Origin of the sequence: Halioxenophilus aromaticivorans (genome assembly GCF_042850945.1) — a bacterium.
GTDB lineage: Bacteria > Pseudomonadota > Gammaproteobacteria > Pseudomonadales > Cellvibrionaceae > Halioxenophilus > Halioxenophilus aromaticivorans.
The window spans coordinates 4,581,285-4,593,939 of sequence record NZ_AP031496.1 but is presented as its reverse complement, the minus strand read 5'-3'; the positions used below and the strand labels follow the sequence as shown (position 1 = coordinate 4,593,939).

Annotated in this window: 9 protein-coding genes; 7 read left to right on the top strand and 2 right to left on the bottom strand. The window is 48.8% G+C overall.

All coding sequences use genetic code 11. The features are described from left to right. Positions 1-10 precede the first annotated feature (10 nt). Genes cyoC through cyoE form a run of 3 tightly spaced genes read left to right on the top strand, consistent with a single transcriptional unit; the run spans position 11 to position 1,788 of the window. Positions 11-601: a cytochrome o ubiquinol oxidase subunit III gene (cyoC, locus tag ACGHM3_RS19670; protein ID WP_345424098.1), complete on the top strand. Its 591-nt coding sequence runs from the start codon at positions 11-13 to the stop codon at positions 599-601. Continuing rightward, positions 601-927 carry a cytochrome o ubiquinol oxidase subunit IV gene (cyoD, locus tag ACGHM3_RS19665; RefSeq protein ID WP_345423736.1) on the top strand — a complete coding sequence of 109 codons (327 nt, stop codon included), beginning with the start codon at positions 601-603 and terminating at the stop codon, positions 925-927. The genes cyoC and cyoD overlap by 1 nt, the downstream gene beginning before the upstream one ends. A 3-nt stretch (positions 928-930) precedes the next feature. Next, entirely contained in the window at positions 931-1,788 is an 858-nt protein-coding gene (gene cyoE / locus ACGHM3_RS19660; RefSeq protein WP_345423738.1) for a heme o synthase, read from the top strand. A 10-nt stretch (positions 1,789-1,798) separates the two neighbouring features. Here cyoE and ACGHM3_RS19655 read toward each other — a convergent pair whose 3' ends face one another. Continuing rightward, the gene (locus ACGHM3_RS19655) at positions 1,799-3,601 is read right to left on the bottom strand and encodes an ABC transporter ATP-binding protein/permease (protein ID WP_345423741.1); all 1,803 of its coding nucleotides are present in this window, start codon (positions 3,599-3,601) and stop codon (positions 1,799-1,801) included. Positions 3,602-3,788: 187 nt separating this feature from the next. Between ACGHM3_RS19655 and ACGHM3_RS19650 the strand changes: the two genes are divergently transcribed. Both ACGHM3_RS19650 and ACGHM3_RS19645 read left to right on the top strand, forming a co-directional pair. Further along, complete coding sequence (locus ACGHM3_RS19650) at positions 3,789-4,439, top strand: hypothetical protein (RefSeq protein ID WP_345423744.1); 651 nt, start codon at positions 3,789-3,791, stop codon at positions 4,437-4,439. Next, entirely contained in the window at positions 4,439-5,215 is a 777-nt protein-coding gene (locus tag ACGHM3_RS19645; protein ID WP_345423747.1) for a DUF3307 domain-containing protein, read from the top strand. Before ACGHM3_RS19650 ends, ACGHM3_RS19645 begins: the two co-directional genes overlap by 1 nt. An 8-nt stretch (positions 5,216-5,223) precedes the next feature. Here the strand turns inward: ACGHM3_RS19645 and ACGHM3_RS19640 are convergent, their stop codons facing one another. Next, a complete protein-coding gene (locus ACGHM3_RS19640) occupies positions 5,224-7,953 on the bottom strand; it encodes a LuxR C-terminal-related transcriptional regulator (protein ID WP_345423750.1) in 2,730 nt (909 codons plus the stop codon). A 244-nt stretch (positions 7,954-8,197) separates the two neighbouring features. Here ACGHM3_RS19640 and ACGHM3_RS19635 point away from each other — a divergent pair, with 244 nt between their 5' ends. Together ACGHM3_RS19635 and ACGHM3_RS19630 are read left to right on the top strand one after the other, a co-directional pair. Then, positions 8,198-9,622, top strand: coding sequence for a vanadium-dependent haloperoxidase (locus tag ACGHM3_RS19635; protein ID WP_345423753.1), 1,425 nt, complete (start codon positions 8,198-8,200; stop codon positions 9,620-9,622). A 1,267-nt stretch (positions 9,623-10,889) separates the two neighbouring features. Further along, a complete protein-coding gene (locus ACGHM3_RS19630) occupies positions 10,890-12,647 on the top strand; it encodes a CHASE3 domain-containing protein (protein WP_345423756.1) in 1,758 nt (585 codons plus the stop codon). The last annotated feature ends 8 nt before the right edge of the window (positions 12,648-12,655 follow it).

Below are 12,655 nucleotides of genomic sequence, written 5' to 3'. Positions count from 1 at the left end.
GCCGCCGCATATGGCCCAGGGTGACCATGGCGATGAGCACCCCGATAGCAGCAATATTACCACCTTCGGTTTTTGGATTTATCTAATGACCGACTGTTTGTTGTTTGCGTCGGTTTTTGCAACCTACGCGGTATTGTTTATGAATACCGCCGGTGGGCCGTCGGGCCCCGATATTTTTGAATTGCCCTACGTTGCGGTAGAGACGGCTACGTTATTAGTAAGCAGTATCACCTATGGCTTTGCCATGATCGCAGCCCACCAGCAAAAGCGCTCCCAGGTGCTGGGTTGGTTAATGGTGACATTTGCCCTAGGCGCCATTTTTATCGCCATGGAGGTCAATGAGTTTCACCACCTCATCAGCGAAGGTTATGGTCCATCGCGCAGTGCGTTTTTATCGTCTTTTTTTGCCTTGGTTGGTATGCGCGGGTTGCACGTCACAGCGGGCCTAGTGTGGATGGTTGTACTGCTGTTAGAGGTTACAAAAAAAGGTTTGCCGAAACGCACCGTAACCCGCCTAAGCTGCTTGAGCCTGTTTTGGCACTTTTTGGATGTGGTTTGGGTGTGTGTATTTTCTGTGGTGTATTTGTTGGGGGTATTGTAATGAGTGATTCAGGTACTGAAATGGCGGCATCCCACGGATCGGTTAGCGGTTATCTAATGGGTTTTGTGCTAGCGGTGGTGTTGACGGTTATCCCATTTGCCGCGGTGATGAGCCACGCGCTCAGTAAAGGTAGCTTAGTGGTTTTAATCGTATCTACCGCCGTGGTTCAAGTATTGGTACACCTTAAATACTTTTTGCACTTGGATTTTTCTTACAGTAGCCGAGAAAATACGTTCACTTTTTTATTTACGGCGCTGGTTATTTTACTGGTGGTGGGTTTGTCCGTTTGGATTATTTACAGCGCTAACCACATGATGATGGGGTAATCGGTGAAAAAATCGACTTTAAACGTAATAAAGCCTGGTATTGTTGGCGGTAATTTAGTTGCCGCGGCTGGCGGCTACTTTTTAGCCGCCCAGGGTAATGTCCAGTGGCCGGTATTTATTGCCAGCATGCTGGGCCTTACCGCTGTAGTGGCGGGTGGTTGTGCCATTAATAACGGCATAGATCGCGATATCGACGCCTGCATGCAGCGCACTAAGCATCGCGCCACCGTCACCGGTGAGGTATCCGCGTCTATGGCCTATGGCAGTGGGCTATTGTTGTCGGCCCTGGGGTTGGTGTTGTTGCATCGCTATGCCAATAGTCTAAGTGTGTGGTTGGCCGCATTCGGTTTATTGGTGTACGTTGGCTTTTACAGTCTTTGGTTTAAACGGCGCTCGGTATACGGCACTTTGGTGGGCAGTTTATCCGGCGCGGTGCCGCCTGTGGTGGGTTACACCGCGGCGGCCGGTCAATGGGACGCCGGCGCTAGTATTTTGCTGTTGATGTTTTGTCTGTGGCAGATGCCTCATTCTTATGCCATTGCCATTTATCGCTACCAAGATTACGCCGCTGCTAACATTCCGGTGCTGCCCGTGGCTGCGGGTATCGGTAAAGCGAAATTCCACATCGTGGCTTACATCCTAGTGTTTAGTTTGGTCACTATGCTGTTGTCCTTCCAAGGTTACACCGGCGGTGCCTTTTTGTTGGTGGCCAGTACTACCAGCTGTTGGTGGTTATTGATGGCCCTGCGAGGGTATCGCTCCGGTGTGGATGTTCGGGGCTGGGCACGGCAAGTGTTTGGCGTGTCCATTGTTACCATCACTGTACTTAGTGTCACCATGGCGTTGGATTTTGCGGTTTAAAAAAACCTTGTTAATCGCTTGCAGTGGCTTGTTTTTGTTGGCTCTGCCACAGTTTGGCGTAGTGCCCATTGAGGGCAAGCAATGCGGTGTGGTTACCTTGCTCTACCACTTCTCCGGCATTCAGCACTACGATGTTATCCGCATCCACAATGGTAGAAAGCCGGTGAGCAATCACCAAGCTGCTGTGGCCCTGGGCGATCTCTTCCAGTGCCTGCAGTATGGCTTGTTCCGAGTGGCTATCCAAGGACGACGTGGCTTCGTCAAAGGCGAGAATTAAAGCGTTTTTCAGCAAGGTTCGGGCGATGGCGACGCGTTGTTTTTCGCCTCCGCTGAGTTTTAATCCGCGCTCTCCCACCATGGTATTTGCACCCTTGGGTAGGTTATTAATAAAGTCCGACAAATGCGCCAGCTTGATAGCTTGGTTAACTTCTGTGTCCGTAGCCATAGGGTTACCGTAGCGAATATTCTCTAAAATGGTGTCATTAAACAGCACGGTATCCTGTGGCACTATGCCGATGTGTTGGCGGAGCGAGCTTTGGGTAACCGCTTGGATATCTTGGCCATCAATACGGATTTGGCCCTTTTGTGGGTCGTAGAATCGGAACAGTAATTTTACCAGGGTGGACTTTCCCGCGCCGCTGGCGCCCACCACCGCTACCTTCTGGCCGGGCTCTATGGCAAAACTCACACCCTTTAAAATAGGCCGATCCGGGCTATAACTAAACCACAGTTTATCAAATTCAACTCGGCCCTGGTGGGTGTTGAGGGTGGGAGCATCGGGGGTATCGATGACTGTCGGTTTTTCATCCAGTAGAGCGAACATCTGCTCTATATTAGCCAGAGAGGCTTTAATTTCTCGGTACACAAAGCCTAAAAAATTCAGCGGCAAAAATAGCTGCATCATAAAGGCGTTGATCAACGTAAAATCGCCCAAGGTCATATCGCCTTGGGTTACGGCGTTGGCGGCCATGCCAATCATTAAGGTTTGAGACACCGCAATAATCAACGCCTGGCCGCCGTTTAGGGTAAACAGCGATAGGCGATTCTTGCGCCGTGCCTGGGCCCAGCCGATTAAATCCTGATCGTAGCGATCTGCCTCAAATCCTTCGTTGTTAAAATATTTAACCGTTTCAAAGTTTAATAAGCTGTCTACGGCACGAGCGTTGGCGGAATTGTCGGCGGCGTTGGCCTCACGCATAAATCGAGTGCGCCATTCTGTGGTGTAAAAGGTAAATACGGCGTAGGCAGCAACGGCGGCCAGGGTGACCAGAGCGTACAACCAACCGTAATTAACAAAAAGAATTCCGGCGATTAAAACGATCTCAAAAATGGTGGGGATAATATTAAAAACGAAAAAGCGCATTAAAAAACTGATGCCGTTGGTGCCGCGCTCGATATCCCGTGATAATGCGCCGGTGCGACGATCCAAATGAAAGGCTAAATCCAGCTGGTGCAGGTGGCGAAAAACTTTGAGTCCAATGCGGCGCATGGCCTGTTCTGTTACTCGGCCAAATACAGTATCCCTGAGTTCGCCAAATAACACATTGGCAAAACGGGCGGCGCCGTAGGCAACCACCAGGGCCAGTGGCATAAGCACCAGATTGGCATTGCCGTTTGTACTGGTATCCAGAGTATCCACCATGTACTTGAGCAGAAACGGGATATAGGTGCTGGCCAGTTTGGCGGCCATTAAGCATAGCAGCGCTAGCCCAATACGCAGTTTATAAGCTGCAAGGTAGGGCCAAATGGCGGTGAGCACTTGCCAGTTGAAGTGTTGCGGGGCATAGTCGCCGCCGTGGGAGGAGGGGCGCATAGCATTCCTGTAGTAAAAAAGGGGTAAGTCTACTGCATTGTGTGGGGCGGTGGGGCAGGTAAGGCTGGCTATCGTCATTGAATTCTATTGCAACTTAATAAAGTTGCTCTTATTAATGCAACTAAATACAGTTGCAGAGTTGTTGGCAATATAATAAGGTTGATGCCTCATACAAGAGGCACATACTGTGATAGCCGTTCTAACCGCCGACTTGGTGCATTCCACCAAGCTCCCAAAAGGTGTTTATAAAGATACTCTAGCGCTATTGAGTGCGCTACTTAAGGCTGAGCAGAAGCGCTGTGGTGCGGACAGTGAAATCTACCGAGGTGATGGCTTCCAGGTACGCTACACCAATCCGCTGCAAGCGCTGGAATCCACTTTGGCCATAAAGCTCGGTTTACACGCCGCTGAATGTGCAGCTAAGCCTATCTTGTGCACCATGGCGCTGGCGTTTGGCGAGGATGACGCCTGCGACGATAAAAGCACTGGCAAACCCGGTACGGCCATGGGCCAGGCGTTTATTGATTCTGGTCGAGCATTAGAGCAAACCGCTCGTGCGGAAATGACCCTAACCTTCGGCCAGGCCGTTAACTCAGAAGAGTTGAATTTACTGACGCGATTCTTTAACCACCAGCTGAATAACCTCACCAAGTCCCAAGCCCAACTACTAAGCCAATATATAGAAAGCGGATTTGCAGAGCATAGAGCGCTTGCTCAGCTCACCGGCACCAGCCGGCAAAACATCAGTAATCGATTGAGTAGTATTGGGGCATTTTTGATCCGCGATTATGTGCGGCTTGTTAATCATCACGTGACGCGGATTGCCGGGGAGGAGTAATGGAGCTTTTATTGTTGCTGTTGGCTGCGCATTTTGTAGCGGACTTTTATTTGCAGGCCGGAAAATGGATTCACTGCCGCAACGAAAATCATTTCAAATCTCCCGGTCTGTGGAAGCACGGTTTGGTTCATTTGGTACTCTACTTGGCGGTGCTTTTGTTGTGGTTTTTACCAGGGCAACAGCCCGCGCCATGGTTGCAGGTGGCTGGTGCGGTGGCAATTTTGGCCATTAGCCACGTATTAACGGACGGTTGGAAATCCTATCGGCCAGCTACTTTACTATATTTTCTGATCGATCAAATAATTCATATCACGATTATCTTTGCGCTTTGGTTGTGGATAACGGATACCGCCTTCGACGATATTAAGAGAGTTGCCGCCTGGTTAATGAGCAGCCAGAATCTAGCCATAGCCTTGGCCTATCTGTTGGTGGGCAAGCCGGCCTCTGTACTGATTTCTATGGCACTTAAAAGGCATACCGATGCCATGAGCCAAACTGCAGAGCAAGGCGAAGCTGGCGCTCTCACTGGCGTGGGATTGGCCTCCGCCGGAGCCTGGATCGGCTACATAGAGCGCTTTTTAACGTTATCGTTTGTTTTAATGGGGCAGTTTACCGGCATCGGTTTTTTAGTGGCCACAAAAACCATTTTTCGGTTTGGCGACTTAACCACCAATAAGGATATGAAACTCACCGAATATATGATGCTGGGAACCCTGTTGAGCTTTGCTTTTGCTTTGGCCGTGGGCTGGTTGACCATCAGATCAATGAAAGCCTAGCGGCACACTCAATCGGCTAATACTGCCTCGGGGGTGGATTGCTGAATCCAAGGTTCACTTTGTATTTTCAGTAAAACTTCTACTCGATTTTTGCAGCCGAGCTTACTGAAGATGGAAGCAACATGATTTTCGATGGTGCGTTTAGAGCGAGACAGCTTTTCGGCGATGGCGCTATTGCTGTTGCCAGCAACAAGTAACGACAACACAAGTCGCTCTTTTTTGGTTAAACCGTAGGGCATATGAGTCGGCGGATTACTGTGGAGAGCAGTCTGTGTGCTAGGTGTAGAAGCACTATTTAAGGATATTTTTTCTGTGGTGCTATTGTTGTGTTTCGTAATGTAGCCAAGAGCACTATTTGCACCGATGGTAGCAAACAGATTCTGTGCTTGAGTCAAGGATTCTGGCTCGGACTGAAGGCTAAGGCACCAGCCGGCAAAATAAACCGATTGCTGTTCAGTAAATAAGTTGGCAGCACGCTGAATGTCGCCGCCTAAAAATACATCAAAAACCTGTGGTAGATTTTTAGTAAATCGGCTAGGTATTTCCAAATCACCGTAATGGGCCCAAAAACATGCCTCGCCGCGTTTTCGATGGCTTAATGCCAGGGCACCCAATTTTAGTAAGGCGCTTAGGGCCGTGGTGGCCATGGCTTGTTGCTCATGAATAACGGCGTATTCCAAATCGGTTAAGTAAACTGCCGCCAGGTATTGCGGTTCGTTGATTTTCAGCGCATCGGCTTTAGCCTGAGCTTGGTGTTTTTCAAACCCTGGGCTGCCTTGCCTAAGCAGGGTTCTCGCCAGCGTGATCTGCGCTGGAATCTTCATTAATAGCGTTTGGTTGGGTTGGCGCAGAGCGCTATTGGCAATGAGTTGCGCTTCTTGAAATTGACTCTGCTCCAGCTTTAATTGCGCCTTTCTGCCAATGAGGTAATACGTCCAGGAATCCAAATCGTGGCTGGTATCAAAGCTAATACCTTGTTCTATGCAGGCTTCGGCTTTGCTCAGTTCGCCGTTTTCTATTAAACACTCAGATAGGTTGGTGTATACACGAGCAGCTTGTTCATCCAATTTATTGGCCAAAGAAATAGCCAAGCTCTGTTGTAAATCTGCTTCGCCAGTTAAATCGGCCCGGAACATTTTAGCTGTGCCCTTCGTATTAAGAGCATGGGCGAGAATTTCTTGGCAATTAAACTGCTTGGCCAGCGCAATGGTTTTATTTGCCCATGTAATGGCCTCGGGCATTTGGTCCTGCAGCATATGGTATTGGGCTCGCAGGGCGTAGGCGTTGGCCTGCGCAACCGAGGCAGGCTCTTGTTCTAAAATGACCAGGGCTTGCTCGATATAGCTGTGCGCCTGCTGGGACTCTCCTCGATACCAATGCATGCGCGATAACCAGCGTAAATTTTCCCCAACTTTATCGTTGCGGCCAAGTTGCTGCCATAGGTCAATGGCTTGTTTACGAGCGTCGATCACCTCCGAGTCAATGTGTATGGATAATCCCGCTTCGTAGGCCCATTCCTCCAGTAATGTGGCGGCAATATCTGCGCTAGTGTGATTTAAGATGGGCTTACACTGGGCCAGGTAAGCTGTCGCTTCTTTGTGCGCGCCGAATTGTGCCGCTTTAGCTGCGGCCAATGGCGCAAATTGTAACAGCGTATCTATGGATTCAGTCTTTTGTGCGTAATGCACTATGCTGTCGAGAAAAGGCGTATGGTCCGGTAATCCGAGCAGTGCCCGAAGTATGGCGCGCTCATGTTGCCGGCGTTGAAAAGGTTTGAGTTGATTGTAAATGGTTATCCGCACAATATCGTGTCGAAAACACAGCCCGTGACAGCTCTCCTCTAATATACCGCGTTCAATAGCGTTGTCTACAGGGCTGAGGTCTCGATTGTCACTGATGGCAGGCAGCAACGGTATGGAAATTACGCCCACCACGCAGGCTAATCGCTCAATCAGAAATTGCGCCTCACTGGGTAAGCTATTGAGTCTAGACTGTATTACGTCGGCCACCGTAGTCGGTATTTGGCTTGAATGCTGGCTATTCAATAATTCCGTTAAATAAAAGGGGTTGCCACCAGTAATCGAAAGTAATCGTTGGCTGCTTATGCCGGAATTGGTATTCATCTCATCTATGGCGCTAAGCGATAGCGCTGGCAAAGACAGGCTGATTTGATAGCTAGCAGGAACGGTGGCTAAGGCCTTTTTTAGCGGGTGGTTACTGTAAATCTCATCGTCTCTAAAGGTGCACAGCAGTAAAATTGGCAGCTGAATAATGCGCCGGCCGACGAATTGGATCCAATCCAATGTTCGTTCATCGACCCAGTGTAAATCTTCTATCACTAATACCGGGGGTATTGGCATTGCCTGTAGTTGTGCCAACCATTGCTCAAAATAAAAGCCCGAGCTGTTGGCGTCGCTCGGTGGGTGACCATTAATGGCTAGGTAGAGATCTCTAACAGGTCCCAGTGGCCGCGGAGTGGATAGAGGGTCGCACAGCGCTATTGCTCTTAGTATGGTTTTATCCAGGCCTGCTAAAAAATTCTCGGCCAGCGTACTTTTGCCAATGCCCGCTTCGCCGGTAATAAAAATAGCCTTGCCACCACAGTTTTGTATACGGTCATATTCCCTGTGCAGCGCTTGTAGTTGCGTGTCGCGATCAAGCATATCGATTACGTGATTCTCGTCATTAATTGGCGTATCGATTTGTTGGTAACCAAAAATAGGAAAAATATCTGCCAATCAAATTTAGGGCCTAAGGAAGTTCTCATCAGTTTACCTTCGTGAGACCAAATTAGGTATGGATATTCATGAAATTTCACCGCCGGAGGAGTGCAATAAAGCGTCAGGGTTGGCTTGGAGGAACATAGATGCCACCGGGCCTTATTGATGAACACCCATCAGAGGGAGACAAGCAATGGTGTATAAGAATAAACAGCGTGTGCACAGAAATTTTCTGTGCGGGCTTTTGGCACTGGTATGGTCAATGGCATTGCCAGTGAAAAGCCAGCCTGCGTTTGACTTGAATGCCGGCAATGCTGCCGTGGAGGTTGTGATACCTGCGGTGGTGCCTATTATTTACCAAAATGTCTCAGCCAACGCCGGGGATGCGACTTTGGTGTTACGCGTAACCACGTTGATCACCAATGCGTGGTATGACGCAACAGCGCCTTATCATCCCACCGCGGTGGGCGTTTATTCGCATCTGGGGCGGCGGCCAGAGTCCCAGGCTTCTAATGCGAATCTGAATGTTGCGCTGATGTATGCGTCTTATCAAGTGCTCAACCGATTGCTGCCAGAGTTTACTGGCAGCTGGCGTGCAATGCTGGAGCAAGTGGGGTTGGACCCAGATGACGAGTCGGAAGACATTACAACGGCCGTTGGCTTGGGCAATGTGGCGGGTATTGCTGTGGCCAATGGCCGTGAAAACGATGGAATGAATCAGTTGGGCAATGAAGGCCCTATAGCGTCGCCAGCCTATAGCGATTATACCGGCTACGTACCGGTTAATACGGCCTACCGTTTGCACCGGCCATCACGTTGGCAACCGGATATTCAGCGGCAGGGATTGGGGCTTTATAAAGTGCAGCAGTTTGTTACCCCACAATATGCTTTGGTTGAACCCTATTCCTTTGAAAGCCCGCACTTATTCAGTTTGCCAAGGCCTTTTAAAAGTAACATAACACACCGCAAGGCCTATGTTGTGCAGGCTAATGAGGTGCTGCAAGCATCCGCTAATTTAACTGAAGAGCAAAAGCTCAAAGCAGAATTGTTTGACAATAAAATCGTGTCTTTGGGTATCTCCGCAGTGCATGCAGCGCTGAGCCAAAACCTCACCTTGTTAGAATTTATTCAATTGGATTTTCTCACTAACATGGCCGCCTTTGATGCCGGTATCTTTGTGTGGAAAGAAAAACGGCGGCACGACGCAGTACGGCCTTTCAGTGCTATTAATTTACTTTACCGGTATCGCTGGGTAAGGGCGTGGGGAGGGCCAGGGCAGGGTTCCGCTGATGTGCCAGGAGACGAGTGGCAAAGCTACTTAGAAGAAGCCGATCACCCTGAGTACCCGTCAGCGTCTGCCTGTTTTTGCCAGGCCCATGCGCAGTCTGCGCGTTTATTTTTGGGAACAGATTTGTTGCAATACCCGGTTAATTATCCTGCGGGTTCTTCGCGTATTGAGCCTGGTGTAACGCCTGCAAGTGATACTACCTTAGTCTTCGATACCTGGACGGACCTAGCCCAAGACTGCGGTCAAAGTCGGCTGTGGGCCGGTGTTCATTTTCGGTCTGCCATCGATGAAAGTATGGCGTTTTGCCCTAGGTTTGGCGATATGGCCGTTGAGTATATGGATAGTTTAATAAAGGGCACTGCCGCCCTGAGGCTGCCTAGTCAGGGTAGGGATTTTTAGTCGCTATTATTGCTGGCTAAAAGTTTGCCGAACCGCTCAACCTAAAGTTTCACTGTAACTAAAACTATTGCAAAATGGAGTGTATTGCTATGCCTAGCTTGCTTCAATTATTGGTGTAAATTTTTGACTCTTTTTGTCGTTGCGGCCAGTGGCGAAACACGCCGCTGCGATGCCTCCTATTAATGGGAAACCACCGGTGGATCGATTGGCCCAGTTGATTTTGGCGATTTTACCGCGCGGGGCGAGAGCGGTTCTGGCAGCGTTACTAATCGATACGGTAAGCGCGCCAAAGCTGCAGCTGTTTCCTACATGGAAGCGCAATATAGAAAACGTTGGCGCCATCACAAGCGTTTAGCTAACGGTAACGCTAATCCCAGTTTCGATAGCGGCGCGCCGGAGGCTTGTGCCGAGGCTGCGGGAGTAGAAAAATGCACTTTAAAAAATAGTGTGTGATTGAACGGAAAACCGGACAAAATCCCAACCGTGAAGAGTTGTGTCATCAAGGCGTTCACCAAAATAATATTGCCAAGGCGATCCCGGTTTCGTCTATCGTCTGAAGGGGATATAAAGTCTAGACTGGAATCCGAAGTTTGCTGTTTTTACCACTCCGGTGGGTTTGAATTTTTCAATAATAGCGCGGTACATGTGCGCCTGCTTGGCAAAACCAGGAGCGATAGTGGTAACAAGCACTGCAAAAGTTCAACAGTTTTAAGAGGTGGCCCCGGATTTTTGAACAACGCCAATTTATAAAAGGCTACCGCTTCATTGATGTCAGACGAGTTGAATAAGCGAAATTCGTTGGACAGCTTCGAGTGCGCCATCGTGTATCGGTGCTCGGTGACGCTTTTGGATTACGCTCTAGTGCGTAAATGTAACAGCGGCACAAGGCTCTACGTATTGACCCTGCAGCTCTGGTGCCGTATGCCTGGAACAGAGTTGGCGTGTCATCTGTGATAATTTGTGCGCCACTGTCTGTTTGCGTTTATCAATCAATTTTGGTGCCATTGCAGAGATGTTATTAGTAAAGAGGTCTGCATAACTGCGTTCAGTTTGGCCATTATTCTTGTCAGGTCAAGCTCCCAATCACAAGTGCCGTCACAATGCTCATTTGGCCGATACCAATGTGCGGGATGGTGATAGCACCGGAATACCTGTACTATTTATAGCAAAGCACTTTGGGGAGAGGTTGCTATGCAGTTTGTGGCACTCTAGATTGTTAATAAGATAATAAAATAGGCTGGCGACGTATCCTAAGTGCGTGTTTTGTATGTCAGAGTTCCTATGGCCGAAAGTTACTTTAGTAATGCACTCTAAACTGCACAACAATCATATCGCCTCTGCCAAAGCCCTTGCGGTGACCTTCGTCCTGCTAATCGTGGTGATCGGAGTGTCGCTGTGGGCTCGATATATCGAAAATGACGTATCGGATCGCCTGGCTGATATTGCCGCAATCAAGTCTCAATTAACGATTACGTTTTCATTATTGCAAGACGCAGAAACCGGCCAGCGTGGCTACTTGATAACCCAAGAGCAAGAATACCTGGCGCCTTATTTAACGGCGATTAAACGAATTTCAGCCGCTCTTGATCATTTGGCTCAGTTGACAGCGGATTCTCCAGCGCTCAGCAATCGGGTGGCAATGATCAGCGAGCTAGCAGGCGAGAAATTACAGGAGCTCGCTCTGACTATTCATCTTGCTCAAACACAAAGTATCGAACAAGCTGCTGAGGTAGTCCATACCAACCTTGGCCGGCAACTGATGGATTCGGTGCGCACCCACATCAGCGATTTACACGCCATAGAAGATCATGCCTACCGCAACCAGATGGCTCAATTGGATAGAGTAGGTCAGTGGCGCCTAATGAGCGATGTTGTTGTATTTCTACTGTTTGTTTTTGCGGCACTGTACGTAACGCGCTTTTATAAACTACTGGGGTTATTACAAAAAGAGCGCTCGTATCTTAATGCGGTACTGGAATACGCCCCGGTGGGCATTGTTTTGGTCGATGGAGGCGGGGTCATCGAGTCTGCCAATGAAGAATTCAGTAAAATCCTGGGTGAAACCAAAGGGGGGATTGCTGGGCGTAGCTTGGCTAGCTACTTCCCCAAACAACATTTAGGTGCCATCCTGAATTCTCAGGAAGTGCCCACAAATCAGACAGAGTCTGCTCGGTATCCTTTTCGTTGTGAACAGAAGGCGTTGGGCAGGCGTGGGCGTTTAGTCCCAGTGGAAGTGTTGGTTGATAAGGCCCAGATTGGTGAAACAGACGTGCGTTTCGTTGTGATTGTTAATGATATTACTGAACAAAAGAAAGCGCACGACTTGATAAAAAACCAGAATCTGGAATTACAGAACTTCGCTTATGTCTGCTCCCACGATTTGCAGGAACCACTGCGAATGATTAGCATGTACAGTGGTGAATTGAAAAAACAACTTCCTTCAGGGGTGTTAGCAGAAGAATCCCTAGCGCGCTACATGGACTACGTGGTTGACGGCGCTGTTCGGGCACAAAATCTGGTTCGGGATTTACTCAGTTTTTCTCGATTGGAATACCAAACAAACCAGTTGGAGTTAGTCGATACGGCCGAGCTTCTTGACTCTGTAGTAGCTGTACAGGATCTACTAGAGTCAAATCAGATCGGGCTAAATGTTAAACGCAATGAGTTGCCTGTGGTGAGAGGGCATCAGACTATCCTCTACCAACTATTTCAAAATATCATAAGTAATGCAGTAAAGTACCAGTCGAAGGAGCGTGCTTTGGCGATTTCAGTAACAGCAAGTGATCAGATAGCTTGTTGGCAGTTCGCGATTCAAGACAACGGTATCGGGATTGATAAAAGGCACTTTGATAAGATATTTGTAATTTTTAAAAGGCTGCACCACCAGAACGAATACCCCGGAACAGGCATTGGTTTGGCAATTTGTAAAAAGATTGTCGAAATTCATGGCGGTAAAATGTGGGCTGAATCAACGGTTGGCGAAGGTTCAACATTTTTTTTTACACTAAAAAAAGTGCAAGCATAAGGAGGTTG